The following is a 16,428-nucleotide window of genomic DNA, read 5'->3' as shown; positions in this document are numbered from 1 at the left end:
GTTCGCAGGAGCCGGCCCGGCCCGAGTGGCGGATCGCCATAGGCAGTGGCATCATGCCATGAGTTGTCGAAAGATCGTCATGGTCCCCAGAAATAGCGAGGTAGTGCACGCTAATGTTTGAGAAGATCGAGCGCGTCCCCGGGGATGCCATCCTCGGGCTGATCGAAGCTTATAATCAGGATTCCAACCCGCAGAAGGTCGACCTGGGCGTCGGCGTCTATCGGGATCCGAATGGCAATACGCCGATCATGCGGGCCGTAAAACAGGCCGAGGCGCGTCTGCTGGAAAGCGAGAAGACCAAGAGCTACATCGGCTCTCACGGTGATCCCCGCTACGGCAAGGCGATTCTTCCGCTGGTGCTGGGTGCCGGCTCGCCGGTACTGGCCGCCAACCGGGCCAGCGCCACCCAGTCGCCGGGCGGCACGGGCGCTCTGCGCCTGGCGGCGGACTTCATCCGCACCCAGTTGCCGGGCAAGAGCATCTGGCTCTCCAACCCGACCTGGCCGAATCACATCGGCATCTTCGAAGGCGCCGAGATCCCGATTCAGCGTTATCCGTACGTCGACAGCGACAACCGTCTCGACTTCGACGGCATGTTGGCCGCGCTCAAGCAGATCCCGCAGGGCGATGTCGTGCTGCTGCATGCCTGCTGCCACAACCCGTCCGGCTTCGACCTGAACCAGGATCAGTGGCGCCAGGTACTGGCCGTGGTTCAGGAGCGCGGCCTGCTGCCGCTGGTCGATTTCGCCTATCAGGGGTTCGGCGATGGCCTGGACGTCGATGCCTTTGGCGTGCGCCTGCTGGCCGAGAATCTCGACGAGATGCTGATCACCAGTTCCTGCTCGAAGAACTTCGGCCTCTATCGCGAACGCACCGGCTGTCTGATCGTCATCGCCAAAACGGCCGAGCAGATGGAGAACGTGCGCTCGCAGATGGCGATCGTCGCCCGCGAGAACTACTCCACGCCCCCGTCGCACGGCGCCGCCATCGTGATCGACATTCTCGAATCCGAAGAGCTGACCCAGCTCTGGAAGAGCGAACTGACCGAGATGTGCGATCGCATCAATTCTCTGCGTCGCGACCTGGTCGATTCGCTCAAGCCCTATGGGCTGGATCAGCGCTTCGCCCACGTGGCGGAACAGCGCGGCATGTTCTCCTACACCGGCCTTTCCACGGAACAGGTCAAGCGCCTGCGCGACGAGTTCAGCATCTACATGGTGGGCTCCGGCCGCGCCAACGTCGCCGGCTTCACCAGCGAGAACCTGCCCTACGTGGCCAAGGCGATCGCTGCCGTCGTCGACTGAACCTGGCATTATGGCCAGTCGAAAACCCCGGTCTGACCGGGGTTTTTTCGTTGGATCTAAGGTTTTCTTCGTTGGATAAGCAGGCACGTCACGATCACGACGATATGGTCGATACGACGTTGAATATCACTCGGACAGCGTATCCGATCCCATGGCCTGCTCGAAGCGTTCCCGGGTCACGCCACCGGCGTCCGCCTCGTTGAGTTGCTGGAACATCGTCTGCTGCTCGGCGCTGACCGCTTCGTCCTCGTCGATGACGCCGCTACCGTCGACATCCAGCTGGTCGAAACTCAACGCATTGGGCCGCTGATCGACCGGGGTCTGTGCGCCGCCATCGGTGAAGCCGGCATTCTTCTGTCCGACGCCGCCCGATTTCTCGATCGATTCGTGATCGACCTGAGAGGCATTGGCAGGAGCCTGCGGCTCACCGCTATCCTGTTTCACGTTCAGCCCCGAGCTTTCCGCCGGCGTCGACTCCTCTTCCATGACCGAGGCGTCCTGAGCCCAGGCCGGCAGCGCCAGCAGGCCCGCCACCAAGCCGGCACCCAGGCCCGATACCACTGCCTTTTTCATCATCCGTGTACGCATTGCTGATCCTCTTGAAACGGTAACGCTTTGACCCGCGGGCTCGGCAAAAATTCGCCGGGATCGAATTTCGGCATCGTATCGCAAGGTTCAGGCCGGTTGCCCGTCCGAGACGGGCAACCGGCGCTTGTGCTCGTTGACCTGTGGAGTCAGGAACCCAGGGGTCAGTCAGGGGCAGGCGTCACTCGTCCCAGCGAGGGGCAAACGAGGGATTGGCTTGACGGTCGCCGCGATCGAGGCGGTTGATTTGCTCGATCTCGTCGTCGCTCAGGCGAATGTTCATCGCCTCGAGGTTCGATTTCTGGTTGGCCGGCTTGGTCGAGGAAGGAATCACGATGATGTCGCGTGCCGCGATCCAGGCCAGCGCAATCTGCGCCGGGGAGGCATCATGGGCCTGCGCGATGCGCTTAAGTACCGGGTCGTCCATCACCTTGCCCACCGCCAGCGGCATGTAGGCCGTCACTTCCAGCCCCTTGGACTGACAGTGTTCGACCAGCTTGCGATTGGCGAGGAAGGGATGCACCTCGATCTGGTTGGTCACGACGTTTTCGCCGCCCGGCAATGCCAGCACCTCGTCGATCTGGCCGATGGTGAAATTGGATACGCCGATATACCTGGTGAGCCCGCGGGCACGCGCCGCATCCAGCGCACCGATGGTATCGGCCATCGGCACCTCGCCGTCGGGGGACGGCCAATGGATCAGCACCAGATCGAGCCGGTCGAGACCGAAGTTCTCGAGGCTCTGCTCGATGGCTGCGGTCAACTGCTTTGGTTCGAGCTTGTCCCACCAGATCTTGGTAGTGACGAACAGCTCGTCACGCGCGATGCCGCTCTGGCGAATCGCCTTGCCCACCGCGACTTCGTTTTCGTACATCTGAGCGCTGTCGAGGTGGCGATAGCCGAGCTCGAGGGCGGACGTCACCGAGTCGATCACTGCCTGCTCCTTGAGACGATACGTTCCCAGACCGGGTTGCGGCAGAATATGACGTGCCATGAATGCTTTCTCCTTGATGTAAAAAGTCGATCGGGACCGACAGTCGAACAGTAAGACACTGCGGATGAAAAACGGTCTCTTCAAGTCCCGCCCCCAGCCCATGCTAGACTGAAGTTCGACTTTCTGCCCGGATCGAGGCATGCCCAATACCCAGCCGAGCGCCTTTGACAACCAGTCCGACGGCCAGCATCTGGTACTCGTCGGCAATGGTGACTCCCATCTCCACATTGCCGCTCACGCCGAGCGCCTCATTCGACATGGCGCTCGCGTCACACTGGTGACCCAGCAGGACTTCGCCTTTTCGGATTGGCTTGGCGGAATGCTGGGCGGCGAGTGGCAGCACGAAGACGTTCGCCTGCCGGCCGATCGAATCGTCGCCCACGGCGGCGCCCATGTTCGCGCCGAGGTGACCCGGGTCGAGCGCCAGAAACGTCGGATCACGCTCGGTGGCGGCCAACAGCTCGATTACGACTGGCTGTCGCTCGATCTGCCGCCTGTCGTCGATGAACATGCCCTTCCCGGCTTCTATCATGCCAAAGGCGTATTTACCCCCGCCCCCGACGATCTCTGGCAACTCCGCCAGCAGCTGGAAACCCGGCTCGCCAGCGCTACGGGCACGCTCCCCGCCATCGCCGTCATCGGTGGCGGCCCTACCGGTGTCGAACTCGCAGCCAACCTGCTGGCGCTGGGTGAACGCTACGGCCGCCGACTTCCGGTCGCCCTGATCGGTAACGACCGCCGCCCACTACCCGGTGCTTGCCTGCGGGCCAATCGCTGGCTGACGCAGCGGCTACTTCGTCGAGGGCTGCGCCTGGAACTGGTCGCGACGGCGGCCCGCTACGATCGCCATCAATTGATACTGGACGATGGCAGCGCGGTCGATGCCGATCTGCTGCTGGTTACCGATCATCTGCGGCCTTCACCGACACAGGCTCTCTTCGATCTGACACCTGACGAGGCAGGCCACTTCGATGTCGACACGATGCTACGCAGCCGTGAGGATTCGCGACTGTTCCTGGCCCGGGAGACACCACCCGCTCATGATCGTCCGCTGACGACACGCGAGCGAGCGGCGCTGCTGCTGGAATCGCTGGATCAGACGCTCAGTGGCGAGTCCCGAACGCTGCGCCACGATCAATTCGAACGCTGGAAGGCGCTCAATCTAGGCGATCTCCGCGATATCGCCTGGCGCGGCCCGCTATGGTGTCGCGGCCGCTGGGTCCGGCGCTGGAAGCATCGCCGAGACCGCCGCGAGGTGGCGCACTACCTGGGCAACGCGTAGCCGCGAGATATTGCCCCCGCCGGCCGGCTGTACGGCTGCGCCGAAATCGATGCCCCATAATGCGCGATCCCGGCGCCAGGGCCGGGATCGCGTCTATCGAACCGCTTTCTTCAGACGAGCCTCATGGCCCGAGCCTCGTTACTGGCGGATGCCTTCCAGCACCACGTAGAGTTCCAGTGTACGCATCGACTCGGGGAAAGCGCTCATGTCGATATCGAAGTCGGCCAGGTTGAGCTCCGTCGTTGCCTCGAAACCCTGACGGTAGCCGCCCCACGGGTCGTCGCCGCCACCGATATGATCGACCTCGAACGTCACCGACTTGGTGACGCCATGGATCGTCAGCTCGCCGGTCATCTCGGCCTCGTCACCATCGTCGTCGACATCGAAGCCGGTGGACTTGAACGTCGCCTGCGGGAATTTGCTGGCGTCGAGGAAGTCACCGCTCAGAATGTGCTTGTTGCGCTCGGCGTGGTTGGTTTCCAGGCTGTTCACATCCACGGTGACATTGACGCTGGCGTCGTCCGGCGACTCGGGATCGTAGCTGAAGCCCCCCTCGAACGACTTGAAGTCACCCAGAATGTACGAATACCCCAGATGGCTGATCTTGAACTGGATGAAGGCGTGCTGACCTTCGGTGTCGATCTGGTAGTCGGCGGCCTGTGCCTGGGCCAGCGGCATTGCCGAAGCGGCGGCGATCAGCGTCGCCAGTGCGGTCTTCTTCAACATCGTCATGCTCCTCGAAGCGGTTTGAGTCATCTTGCCAAACGGTCCGGCCCTGGCGACGGCAGCCGACGGCCAGGGCCGGAAATGAAATCCTCAGCGGTGTCTGGCCGCACGGGAGGTCAACATGCGGGTCAGCGTATCCTGGCGATCCACCCAGTGATGCTTGAACGCTGCCAGCCCGTGGCCGACCGCCAGAATGACCAGCGCCCAGGCCGCGTACCAGTGGACGTCGCCTGCCAGCACGGCCTGATCCGGTAGCCCCGAGACCAGCGCCGGCACGGTGAACCAGCCGAAGACGCTGATCCCCTCGCCTTCCGCCGTGGAAATCAGATAGCCGGAGATCATCACCACGAACATCAGCGCATAGATCAGCCCGTGCCCGACATGCGCCGCCCGTTGCTCCAGCGGCTTGCCATGGGCGGCCGGCGTCGGCTGCGCCAGCCGCCAGACGACCCGGAAGACGCTGACCAGCAGCACCACGATGCCGATCGATTTATGCCACCACGGCGCCAGGTGATACCAGTGATCGTAATAGCCCAGCCCGGTCATCCACCAGCCCAGCGCGAACAGGCCGAAAACCGCCAGCGCGCTCGCCCAGTGAATGACGATGCTGACCCAACCCCAACCCGATCGCGTATTTCCCACACGGCACGTTCTCTCGTTGTCATTCGCTCAGCATACGGCCTGGCGGGCAGGAAGCTAGATGAGTCTCCGGAAAACGATTGGTGACGAAGAGGAAACAATACGCGGGGAACATGTATCAATACCCTCGCCATGGCATGCCATAGCGAGTATCGGGATATCTTCAAAGCCCATGGGTAGCCGACGGGAGATCACCCAATAAAAAAGCTCTGACGATGCCGCCAGAGCTTTTCGAAGCGAGGGAGCCGTTGGCTAGAGCAGAGTCAGACCTCGTTCGAGATCGACCTTGAGATCGTCCAGCGTTTCCAGCCCGACGGCGATGCGAATCAAGCCATCACGGATGCCGGCAGAAGCGCGCTGTTCGTCGGTGAGACGGCCATGGGTGGTGGTACCAGGGTGAGTGATCGTCGTCTTGACGTCGCCCAGGTTGCCGGTGATCGACATCAATCGCGTATTGTCGATGACCTTCCACGCAGCCTCCTGGCCGCCCTTCACCTCGACCCCCATGACCGCACCGAACCCCTGCTGCTGGTGCTTGGCCAGCGCATGCTGCGGGTGACTCTCGAGTCCGCTGTAATAGACGCGCTCGATGGCGGGCTGGGACTCGAGCCATTCCGCCATGGCCTGCGCGTTGCGGCTGTGTGCCTGCATGCGCAGGCTGAGCGTTTCCAGCCCCTTGAGGAAGATCCAGGCGTTGAACGGGCTCATGCAGGGCCCGCAGGTACGCACCACGCCGTAGAGCTGTTCGAGCTCCGCATCGCGCCCGACCACGGCACCGCCGATCGCCCGGCCCTGACCATCGAGATATTTGGTGGCGGAGTGAATCACCAGATCCGCGCCCAGGTCCAGCGGCCGCTGCAGCGCCGGGGTCAGAAAGCAGTTATCGATCGCCAGCAAAGCGCCGTGACGATGCGCCAGTTCGGACAGCGCCGCGATATCGACCAGCTCGTTGAGCGGATTCGAGGGCGTTTCGGCGAACAGCAGTCTGGTCTTCGGCGTGATGGCCGCTTCCCACTGCGCCAGGTCGTTGAGCTCGACATAGCGCGGGACGACGCCGAACTTGGCCAGGTACTTGTCGAACAGCGCGATGGTCGAGCCGAACACCGAACGCGAGACGATCACCTCGTCGCCGGCCTTGAGCAACGCCAGCACGGTGGAGAGAATCGCTGCCATGCCGGAGCTGGTGGCGACGCAGCGCTCGCCGCCCTCGAGCGCCGCCAGACGCCGCTCGAAATTGCGCACCGTCGGGTTGGTGAAGCGGGAGTAGACGTTGCCCGGCTCCTCGCCCTTGAACTTGCGCGCCGCTTCCGCCGCACTGCCGTAGACGAAGCTGGAGGTCGGGAAAATCGGCTCGCCGTGTTCCTGCTCGTGGGTGCGCTCATGCCCCGCACGAATCGCCAGCGTCTCCAGGCCTAACGTTTCCAGGCCCGATGCCTCCAGACCCGGTGTTTCCAACCCCGGCGTGGGGGCGTCGTCAAAACTCATCCTTCAGCTCCTGAAAAACAAGGGAGCCTCCGATTAACGTCATGAGCGCAGGCAAGACAAGGCAAAAATCAACGAAACAGCGGAGTTTACGAGGGTGTAAATGAGCATTTTGAGTTGATTTTTAGCACCGTATTGCCCAGCGGAATAGTTAATCAGAGGTTTCCAAGATCCCGTGAGAGCCCGGCACATGCGGCCGGACTCAGGTTCGATCGCCCTGGCGATCAATCGTCCTCACTGTCGTTGTGCAGATCGACGACGGCGTTGAGGCTCTCGCGACCGGACTTGGCAGCATCGTTACGCGCCGCTTCCAGCGCCGTGAAATACTCCTCGTCGACATCGCCCGTGACGTAGTTGCCGTCGAATACCGAACAGTCGAAATCGTCCAGCGCCGGGTTGACCTCGCGACAGGCCGCCTTGAGATCCTCGAGATCCTGATAGATCAGCCGGTCGGCGCCGATCAGCTCGCCCACTTCGGCATCGGTGCGGCCATGAGCGACCAGTTCGGTGGCGACCGGCATGTCGATACCGTAGACGTTGGGATAGCGCACGGCCGGCGCGGCGGAGGCGAAGTAGACCTTGTTGGCGCCGGCATCGCGGGCCATCTGGATGATCTGCTTGCAGGTCGTCCCGCGCACGATCGAGTCGTCCACCAGCATCACGTTCTTGCCTTCGAACTCGCTGGCGATGGCGTTGAGCTTCTGGCGGACCGACTTCTTGCGCTGGGTCTGCCCGGGCATGATGAACGTCCGGCCGATGTAGCGGTTCTTCATGAAGCCTTCGCGGAACGTCACGCCGATGTGCTGGGCCAGTTCCAGCGCCGTGGTCCGGGAGGTATCGGGAATCGGGATCACCACGTCGATGTCGTGGTCCGGCCACTCGCGCTGGATGCGGTCGCCCAGCTTGCGGCCCATCTGCATCCGGGTGCCGTAGACATAGGCACCGTCGAGCATGGAGTCGGGCCGCGCCAGATAGACGTGCTCGAAGATGCACGGGGTCAGCCGCGGCTTGTCGGCGCACATCTGCGTATGGATGTTCTTGTCCATGTCGACGAAGATCGCCTCGCCCGGCGCCAGGTCCCGCACCAGTTCGAAGCCGGCCACATCGAGCGCCACCGACTCGGAGGCGATCATCACTTCCTGGCCTTCGGGCGTCTGGCGCGTACCATAGACGACCGGACGAATGCCGTGGGGGTCGCGAAACGCCACCAGCCCGAAGCCGTTGATGATCGACACGGCGGCGTACCCCCCGCTGCAGCGCCGGTGAACGCGGCGCAGCGCATCGAAGATGTCTTCCGGCGTCAGATAGAGCCCCTGCTTGCCCAGTTCGTGCGCGAACACGTTGAGCAGCACCTCGGAGTCCGAGCTGGTATTGATATGGCGCAGATCGGAGGAGAACAGCTCCTGCTTGAGCTGATCGGAGTTGGTCAGGTTGCCGTTGTGGGCCAGGGTGATGCCGTAGGGCGAATTGACGTAGAACGGCTGGGATTCGGCCTCGCTCGCCGTACCGGCGGTCGGGTAGCGGACATGGCCGATGCCCAGGTTGCCCTTCAGTCGCTTCATGTGACGCGTATGGAACACGTCCCGGACCAGACCGTTGTTCTTGCGCAGCAGAAAGCGACCTTCATCCCAGGTCATCATGCCGGCGGCATCCTGTCCGCGGTGCTGCAAGACCGTCAATGCGTCATAGATCAACTGATTGACCGCTTCATTGGCCATGAGGCCTACGATACCGCACATGCCGACTTACCTCGCTTGGTCGCACCCATTCAGGGCGCCGGTTTTTCGGCCGGAACAGGGGCGGGAATCGTCACCCCCTGCCCGTCCTGACTGTATGAAGAGCTGGATGAAGCGTCGCGCCCCGGTAGCGTCATCGGCAGGTGCCGCATCGCCTCCTCGGCGGCGGACGGGTCGACGTCCCAGCTCTGCAGCTGAACCACCGCCCATGTCCGCAACGACTCGAACGACGGTCTCAGCTGCGCCTGCTGCCAGGCCTGCAGCTGGGCCAACGGCGTCAAGCCGATGACGACCGTGACGATCACCAGGATCGCCCCGCCACGGGCCAGACCGAAGATCGCTCCGGCCACGCGGTTGAAGAATCCCATGCCGACCCACTCGATCGCCGCATTGAGCAGGCGGATGATGAATCCGCAGATCATCACCACCACGAAGATGATCAGCACGAACCCCAGTACCAGCCGCGCATCAGGATGCGAGATGTAGGGTTCCAGCAGATCGGCGATCGGCTTGGCGAATATCCGTGCCGCCAGCAGCGCCACGATCCAGGCGCCGAGCCCCAGCGCCTCCCGCACCAGGCCACGCATGAAACCTGCCAGCATCGATATCGTCAATACCAGCAGGAAAGCGTAGTCGAGCCAGGTCAAAGTCATCAGCTACCCGGTTTGCGAATCAGCAGTCCCTGGATATTGGCGGCCTGCTTGAGCTCGGAGCGCGCCTTCTCGCCCGCATCCGACGACGAGAACGGGCCAACGTAGACCGTGGTCAGGTTGTTGTCCCGCGGCTTCGAATAGGCTGCGAAGCCCTGCTCCTTGAGCTTGGCGGTCAGGCGCGACGCGTTGTCCGCCTGACCGAAGCTGCCGACCTGCACGACCCAGCCGCCATCGCTGCTGGCGGCAGTGCGCTCGGGTGCCGATGCCTGCTGCGTGGAGGACGGCTGCGACGAGGATTGCACCGGCGCCGAGGGTTCCGGTTCGGCCGGACGCGGTTGCGGCTGCGGCTGGCTCTGCTCCGTCTGCGCGATCTCGGCGATCGGATCGCTGCCTCCGCCGGAGGCTCCGTCGTCGCCGGAGGTCGTGCCACCCTGGCCGAAGGAATCCTCGCTGCCGGCGCCGAGCTGGCTGCGGGTATCCGGCTCCGGCACGGCGTTGTCACCCGCGCTGCTCCCGTTCGTGTTCATGCTGCCGGCACCCTGATTGCCGTTGGCGACGACCGATGCCGGCGGTTCGGGCGATTCGATGATGCGCTGACGGGTTTCGCCACCGCCGATCGGTTGCTCGATGACCATGACCGGGCCCGGCTCCTGCTGACGCGGTTCGGGATCATCGAAAAGCATCGGCAGGAAAATGGCCCCCAATGCGACGAGAATGACCGCACCGCTGATACGTTCACGCCATCCGTACTTCATGGGACCTTGACCTCCTTGATAGCACCTTGATTTCCTTGAGCACGATCCGGCATCCGATCGATCATCCCGGCAATCGCCTTCACTACACTTCGTCGCCCGCCAGCGCCGTCAGCGCTTCCAGCGCGCCGGCCACGGTCAGAAACGAGCCGCATACTAACACTTCTTCATCGGGCGCAAGGCGTGATGCCAGCCAGTCGACGCCGGCTGCCGGCGACGAAGCGGTCGCCAGCACCTCACCGCCTCGGCCAATGATGGATTCGGCCAGTGCCTCGCCCGAGCGACCGCGCGGCCCTGCCAGCCCTACCGGCAGCCAGACATCGATTACCGGAGCCAGCGCCTCGATCAGCGCCTCGGCATCCTTGTCCTGCAGGACGCCGAGCAGGCCGATACGGCGACGCGGCGCCGGTGATCGCTGCGCCAGTCTCGCTGCCACATAATGCGCGGCATGGGGATTGTGCGCCACATCGAAACACCAGTTCCCCAACCACTGCAGTCGGCCCGCCAGCGCGACGGTGGACATCGCCTGGCGGGATTTCGCAGGTTGAGGCACGACGCCGCACAGCCCGAGCACCTGGAGCGCGACGGCGGCATTGTCGAGCGGCAACCCCGGATCGGGCAAGCTATCGAGCTGATAGCGAAGCCCCTCCGCCCCTTGGCCCCGCCAGCGCCACTGGTTGCCATCGACGTCTTCATGATCGAAATCGCGCCCCAGCCAGTAAGCGGGCACCTCCAGGGCACCGATGCGCTGCGAGACACTGACCGGCAATGCGCGGCTGCCGAGCACCGCCGGCCGCCCCTGGCGGAGAATGCCGGCCTTCTCGAATCCGATGACTTCGAGGTCGGTGCCGAGAAAGTCCGCATGATCCTGGGCGATGGTGGTGATGACGGCAATATCGCTGTCGATCACGTTGACCGCATCCAGACGACCGCCGAGCCCGACTTCGAGAATGGCCAGATGGGGGCGCACCTCGGCGATCGCAACCAGTGCCGCCAGAGTTCCGGCCTCGAAGTAGGTAAGACTGACGGGGTCGCCGGCCAAGCGGGCCGATTCGACGCGCTCGAATCCGGCGATCAGGGTGGCGTCGTCGGCCGCGATACCATCGAAGCAGAGCCGCTCGTTGTAGCGCAGCAGATGAGGCGAAGTGTAGCTGGCCGTGGACAGGCCATGAGCCCGAGCGAGGCGCTCGAGCATGGCCACGGTGGAGCCCTTGCCGTTGGTGCCGGCGACGGTCACGACCCGCTGCGCGATCGGACCCTGCGTCAACCCCAGCCGTGCGGCAACGACCGCCACCCGTTCGAGCCCCATGTCGATGGCGACCGGATGCTGGCGCTCGAGACGCGCCAGCCAGTCGTTGAGGGTGGCACTCATGGATCAGCGGTTCCTCAACGGGGTGCCTGGGTCGCGTCCGGTTCGTCGGCCAGCGGCGAGAAGTCCGCACTCTCATCCGCGACCTGACCGGCCGGCGGCTGGTGCGTCAGCTTGCGCAGAATGCTGCCCAACCGTTCACGCATCTCAGGCCGCGGGATGATCATGTCCACGGTGCCGTGTTCGAGCAGGAACTCGCTGCGCTGGAAGCCTTCCGGCAGTGTCTCTCGCACCGTCTGCTCGATGACGCGCGGGCCGGCAAAACCGATCAGCGCATTGGGCTCGGCCACGTTGAGGTCGCCCAGCATCGCCAGCGACGCCGAAACCCCGCCGAAGACCGGATCGGTGAGCACGGAGATGTAGGGCACGCCGGCCAGCTTGAGCTTTTCCAGCGCCGCGGAGGTCTTGGCCATCTGCATCAGCGAGAACAGCGCTTCCTGCATGCGGGCGCCGCCGGAGGCAGCGAAGCAGATCAGCGGAATCTCTTCTTCCAGCGCCAGCGTGGCGGCACGGACGAACTTCTCACCGACCACCGCGCCCATGGAGCCGCCCATGAAGGAGAACTCGAACGCCACCGCGACGACGGGCAAACCATCCAGCGTGCCGCGCATGGCGATCAGCGCATCGTTCTCGTCGGTCGCTTTCTGGGCCGATGCCAGGCGATCCTTGTACTTCTTGGAGTCCCGGAACTTGAGACGATCGCTCGGCTGAAGGTCGCCCGCGATCTCTTCACGCCCTTCAGCATCGAGAAACCAGTTGAGACGCTTGCGCGCGGTCAGCCGCAGATGATGCTGACATTTGGGACAAACGTTCTGGTGCTTCTCCAGCTCGGGAAGATAGAGCACCGATTCACAATTCGGGCACTTGCGCCACAGGCCGTCCGGCACGCTGGCGCGGCGGTCGTTGCGCTGGATGCGGCTCATCGACGGGACGATCTTGTCTAGCCAGCTCATGTCAGGAACGATTCCCTATTTGCCTAAATAGAAAGTAATGACGACATAGAAAACAATGGCGCCAGCCGCGACGAACGGCTGTCGCGACAACCGCAAACGCTGAATGATACCAAATCGACGACAGCGACTCAGCCGACCGCTTCCCGGTCGAGCGCTTCGCGCATCTCGCCGAGAATTGATTTCAGCGCGGCGGGAACGGACGCCGGATCATCGGCATGCTCGGCGATGCGACCGACCAGGGCGCTGCCGACGATCACGCCATCGGCGACACGGCCGATGGCCGCTGCGGTGGCCCCGTCGCGGATGCCGAAGCCCACGCACAGCGGCAGCTCGGTGATACGGCGCAACTTGTTCAACTGCTCGCCGACGGCGTCGGCGTCCAGCGTGGCGGCCCCGGTCACCCCCTTGAGAGAGACGTAGTAGAGGTAGCCCTCGCCGTGTTCGCAGATCGCGCGAGCGCGCGCCTCGGAGGTCGTCGGCGCCAGCAGGAAGATCGACTGCAGGCCGTGCTCCGCGAACAGCGCGGCGTTGTCGCCCGCCTCCTCCGGGGGCATGTCGACCACCAGCACGCCATCGACCCCGGAAGCCTGGGCCTGGCGCGTGAAGACCTCGTACCCCATCCGCTCGATGGGATTGAGATATCCCATCAGCACCACGGGAGTTTCGCTGTCCCGCTGGCGGAATTCCGCCACCATCTCCAGCACATGCTGCAATCGCGTGCCGTGTACCAGCGCCCGCTCGCAGGCCTTCTGGATGACCGGACCATCGGCCATCGGATCCGAGAACGGCACGCCCAGCTCGATCACGTCGGCGCCGGCTTCCACGCAGGCATGCATGAAGTCGACCGTGTGCGCAGGGGCCGGGTCGCCAGCGGTGATATAGGGAATGAGCGCCGTACGGCCCTGAGCCTTCAGTGCGGCAAAGCGCTGGTCGATACGGTTGTGTTCAATACGATTCATGTCGCCCTCGAGTCATGTCGCCAGCCGTCGTTCTGCCGGCGCCGGCCATCAAAATTCGATTCCGTCGAGTTTGGCGACGGTATGGATATCCTTGTCACCACGCCCGGACAGGTTGACGACGATATGCTGCTCCGGAGACATCTCCCCCGCCAGCTTCTTGGCGTGAGCCAGGGCATGCGACGACTCCAGCGCCGGCATGATGCCTTCGACGAGCGTCAGCTCACGGAAGGCCGCCAGCACCTCGTTGTCGTCCGCCGCCACGTAGCGCACGCGACCGACATCCTTCCACAGCGCGTGCTCGGGGCCGACGCCGGGATAATCGAGACCGGCGGAGATCGACTGGGTGTCGGCGACCTGCCCGCCCTCGTCGGACATCAGGTAGGTCCGGTTGCCGTGCAGCACGCCGCGAGGCGCATTGGCGGTCAGCGGCGCGGCGTGGCGGCCGGTGGCGACGCCTTCGCCGCCAGCCTCGACGCCATACATGGCGACATCGTCATCCTCGACGAACGGATAGAACAGGCCCATGGCGTTGGAGCCGCCGCCGACGCAGGCGACCAGCGCGTCCGGCAACCGGCCGATCTGCTCGAGCGACTGGCGACGCGCCTCGCGGCCGACCACCGCACTGAAATCGCGTACCAGCATCGGATAAGGGTGCGGACCCGCCACCGTACCGATGATGTAGAAGGTGTCGTCGACGTTGGTGACCCAGTCGCGCAGCGCCTCGTTCATGGCATCCTTGAGCGTGCGCGAGCCGGACTCCACCGGCACCACCTTGGCGCCCAGCAGATGCATGCGGTAGACGTTCAGCTTCTGGCGCTCGACATCCTCGGCGCCCATGTAGATCTCGCATTTCAGACCCAGCCGCGCGGCAACCGTCGCCGTGGCGACACCGTGCTGACCGGCACCGGTCTCGGCGATCACGCGCGGCTTGCCGGCCTTCTTGGCCAGCAGCGCCTGCCCGATGGTGTTGTTCACCTTGTGCGCGCCAGTGTGGTTCAGATCCTCGCGCTTGAGCCATATCTGCGCACCACCGATCTCGCGCGACCAGCGCTCGGCGTGGTAGAGCGGCGACGGCCGGCCGACATAATGCTTCAGGTCATTGTCGAACTCCGCCTGGAATTCGGGATCGTTCTTGAGACTCGCATAGATGTTCTCGAGCTCCTCGAGCGCGAAACTCAAGGTCTCGGAAACGAAGCGGCCACCGTAAGGACCGAAGTGGCCGCGAGCATCCGGCAGTTGCGTCAAATCGTGGAATCGGCTCACGAAGGGACCCTCATGATGTGGCGGTGGATGAATGGGGCGTGACTGGATCGGCACTGGACGGTACCGGCGCGAGCGAAACGTTCGCCGCCTGTACGCGTTCACAGAAGGCGCGGATGCGAGAGGGATCCTTGATCCCCTTTCGCGTGCCCACCGCAGACGCCAACGCCGCGGAAGGTGTATCGGCAGCGTGCATCGCTTCGACGCCGCCGGAAACATCGACCGCATAGGGCCGCACCCGCGCCACGGCGTCGGCGACGTTGTCCGGCGTCAGGCCGCCGGCGAGAATGACGGGTTTCGCCAGGCCCGCCGGGATACGCTGCCAGTCGAAGGTTTCCCCCGTGCCGCCGGGAACGCCGGGGCGATAGGCGTCGAGCAGCAGCGCGCCAGCGCCTGCGTAGGTGTCGACTGCCGCCTGCAGATCGATATCGTCGTGCATGCGCAGCGCCTTGATCCAGGGCTTGCCGAAACGCGCGCAGAACTCGGGCGACTCGTCACCGTGGAACTGTAGCAGGTCGAGATAAGGCAGACACATCTCGACATCGGCCACGCTCGGGTCGACGAACAGCCCCACACGTGTCACGAACGGCGACACCGAAGCGCTGAGCGACGCGAGCGTGTCGAGATCAAGCGCGCGCGCGCTTCCCGGCCACATCACGAAGCCGAGCGCATCGGCCCCGCTGGCAACGGCCGCCGCGATGTCTTCACGACGGGTCAAACCGCAGATCTTGATTCTGACGGGATTCATGACGTGGTCTCCAAGCGGGCCTGGGGAGGCTGATCGACTACCCGGCCCTGATCATCGATCCATTTCGGCCACACGCGACGGCGGCGCATCAGCAGCGTATCCGGAATTTCGCCACGTTCACCGGTCCATTCACCAAGAAAGGATAGCAGGTGCGGCCCCACCGGTTCTTCCGGCAGCGCAAAGCGCTCGTCGAAGCGCACATCGACGAAATGCAGACCGCTGGCCGGCGCCGTCACGTTGCCCGACCTGCGATCCCTGAGCGCCAGCAGTCGCTCGGGGTACGCTTCGTCCTCGTCTCCCCGGCCGACCGCCATCAGTACGCCGGCGATGTTGCGAATCATGTGATGAAGAAAGGCGTTGGCCTGCACATCGATCATCACGATCGGCCCGAAACGGCGCACGTCGATGAAATGCAGATGGCGAATCGGCACCTTCGACTGACAGCCGGCGGCGCGGTAGCTGGAAAAATCATGTTCCCCGACCAGCGCCTGGGCGGCACGATGCATGCGCTCCGCGTCCAGCGGCTCGCGACACCAGGTCACGTTGTGACGCTCCATCACGGGGCGCGTCGGCTGGTTGAGGATGACATAGCGGTAACGTCTTGCCAGGGCCGAAAAGCGAGCGTGGAAGTCGCCGGAAACCGGCGTCAGCCAGCGTACCGCGATATCACGCGGCAACTGGGCATTGGCGCCGAACAGCCAGGCTTTTTGGGTACGCACTACCGGCGCATCGAAGTGAACGATCTGGCGCGTGGCATGGACGCCACTATCGGTGCGGCCGCTGCAGAGCACACGCACGGGCGTGGCGGCGATCTTGCTCAGTGCCGCCTCGAGCGCGCCCTGCACCGAGTCGGCATGGCGCAACCGCTGCCAGCCGCAGTAATGCGTACCGTCATATTCGACGCCAAGGGCCAAGCGACCGCTGAGCGGCTGGTTGTCATCCTGCCGGGAGAAAAACGCCATCGAAACCTGTGCAGCCCAAAGTCG

The 16,428-nt window shown here is 64.0% G+C and carries 16 protein-coding genes; 2 read left to right on the top strand and 14 right to left on the bottom strand.

All coding sequences use genetic code 11. The features are described 5' to 3' along the window. Positions 1 to 113: 113 nt before the first annotated feature. Complete coding sequence (locus DOM32_RS11220) at positions 114 to 1,304, top strand: amino acid aminotransferase (protein WP_110634501.1); 1,191 nt, start codon at positions 114 to 116, stop codon at positions 1,302 to 1,304. 126 nt (positions 1,305 to 1,430) lie between these two features. Here DOM32_RS11220 and DOM32_RS11215 read toward each other — a convergent pair whose 3' ends face one another. Further along, the gene (locus tag DOM32_RS11215; protein ID WP_110634498.1) at positions 1,431 to 1,892 is read right to left on the bottom strand and encodes an EF-hand domain-containing protein; all 462 of its coding nucleotides are present in this window, start codon (positions 1,890 to 1,892) and stop codon (positions 1,431 to 1,433) included. Positions 1,893 to 2,070: 178 nt separating this feature from the next. Next, positions 2,071 to 2,883: a 2,5-didehydrogluconate reductase DkgB gene (dkgB, locus tag DOM32_RS11210; protein ID WP_110634495.1), complete on the bottom strand. Its 813-nt coding sequence runs from the start codon at positions 2,881 to 2,883 to the stop codon at positions 2,071 to 2,073. Positions 2,884 to 3,022: 139 nt separating this feature from the next. Here dkgB and DOM32_RS11205 point away from each other — a divergent pair, with 139 nt between their 5' ends. Further along, positions 3,023 to 4,165: an FAD-dependent oxidoreductase gene (locus DOM32_RS11205; protein ID WP_110634492.1), complete on the top strand. Its 1,143-nt coding sequence runs from the start codon at positions 3,023 to 3,025 to the stop codon at positions 4,163 to 4,165. 138 nt (positions 4,166 to 4,303) lie between these two features. On the opposite strand, the gene DOM32_RS11200 is transcribed toward DOM32_RS11205, so the two are convergent. From DOM32_RS11200 to truA, 12 genes are all read right to left on the bottom strand, one after another. Then, positions 4,304 to 4,891, bottom strand: a complete 588-nt coding sequence (locus DOM32_RS11200; RefSeq protein ID WP_110634489.1) for a YceI family protein — start codon at positions 4,889 to 4,891, stop codon at positions 4,304 to 4,306. Positions 4,892 to 4,981: 90 nt separating this feature from the next. Then, positions 4,982 to 5,533, bottom strand: coding sequence for a cytochrome b (locus tag DOM32_RS11195; RefSeq protein ID WP_110634486.1), 552 nt, complete (start codon positions 5,531 to 5,533; stop codon positions 4,982 to 4,984). A gap of 249 nt (positions 5,534 to 5,782) precedes the next feature. Then, positions 5,783 to 7,015 carry an O-succinylhomoserine sulfhydrylase gene (locus DOM32_RS11190; protein ID WP_110634483.1) on the bottom strand — a complete coding sequence of 411 codons (1,233 nt, stop codon included), beginning with the start codon at positions 7,013 to 7,015 and terminating at the stop codon, positions 5,783 to 5,785. A gap of 221 nt (positions 7,016 to 7,236) precedes the next feature. Continuing rightward, positions 7,237 to 8,751, bottom strand: coding sequence for an amidophosphoribosyltransferase (purF, locus tag DOM32_RS11185; protein WP_071232152.1), 1,515 nt, complete (start codon positions 8,749 to 8,751; stop codon positions 7,237 to 7,239). A gap of 29 nt (positions 8,752 to 8,780) precedes the next feature. After that, positions 8,781 to 9,401, bottom strand: coding sequence for a CvpA family protein (locus tag DOM32_RS11180; RefSeq protein WP_110634480.1), 621 nt, complete (start codon positions 9,399 to 9,401; stop codon positions 8,781 to 8,783). Next, a complete protein-coding gene (locus tag DOM32_RS11175) occupies positions 9,401 to 10,156 on the bottom strand; it encodes an SPOR domain-containing protein (protein ID WP_071232150.1) in 756 nt (251 codons plus the stop codon). The genes DOM32_RS11180 and DOM32_RS11175 overlap by 1 nt, the downstream gene beginning before the upstream one ends. Before the next feature lie 82 nt (positions 10,157 to 10,238). Continuing rightward, positions 10,239 to 11,525, bottom strand: coding sequence for a bifunctional folylpolyglutamate synthase/dihydrofolate synthase (locus tag DOM32_RS11170; RefSeq protein ID WP_110634477.1), 1,287 nt, complete (start codon positions 11,523 to 11,525; stop codon positions 10,239 to 10,241). Positions 11,526 to 11,539: 14 nt separating this feature from the next. Then, on the bottom strand, positions 11,540 to 12,475 hold the full coding sequence (accD, locus tag DOM32_RS11165) for an acetyl-CoA carboxylase, carboxyltransferase subunit beta (protein WP_071232148.1): 936 nt from the start codon (positions 12,473 to 12,475) through the stop codon (positions 11,540 to 11,542). Between the two features lie 128 nt (positions 12,476 to 12,603). After that, positions 12,604 to 13,434 (bottom strand): tryptophan synthase subunit alpha, encoded by an 831-nt coding sequence (gene trpA, locus DOM32_RS11160; RefSeq protein ID WP_071232147.1) that lies wholly within the window; start codon positions 13,432 to 13,434, stop codon positions 12,604 to 12,606. Between the two features lie 48 nt (positions 13,435 to 13,482). Continuing rightward, the gene (gene trpB, locus DOM32_RS11155) at positions 13,483 to 14,697 is read right to left on the bottom strand and encodes a tryptophan synthase subunit beta (protein WP_071232146.1); all 1,215 of its coding nucleotides are present in this window, start codon (positions 14,695 to 14,697) and stop codon (positions 13,483 to 13,485) included. 10 nt (positions 14,698 to 14,707) lie between these two features. Next, positions 14,708 to 15,442, bottom strand: a complete 735-nt coding sequence (locus DOM32_RS11150; RefSeq protein ID WP_110634473.1) for a phosphoribosylanthranilate isomerase — start codon at positions 15,440 to 15,442, stop codon at positions 14,708 to 14,710. After that, positions 15,439 to 16,404, bottom strand: coding sequence for a tRNA pseudouridine(38-40) synthase TruA (truA, locus tag DOM32_RS11145; RefSeq protein ID WP_110634470.1), 966 nt, complete (start codon positions 16,402 to 16,404; stop codon positions 15,439 to 15,441). The genes DOM32_RS11150 and truA overlap by 4 nt, the downstream gene beginning before the upstream one ends. Positions 16,405 to 16,428: the final 24 nt, after the last annotated feature.

Source organism: Salinicola salarius, from assembly GCF_003206135.1.
Taxonomy (GTDB): Bacteria; Pseudomonadota; Gammaproteobacteria; order Pseudomonadales; family Halomonadaceae; genus Salinicola; species Salinicola salarius.
The sequence above is the reverse complement of the archived record's forward strand: the minus strand, read 5'-3'. Positions and strand labels throughout refer to the sequence as shown.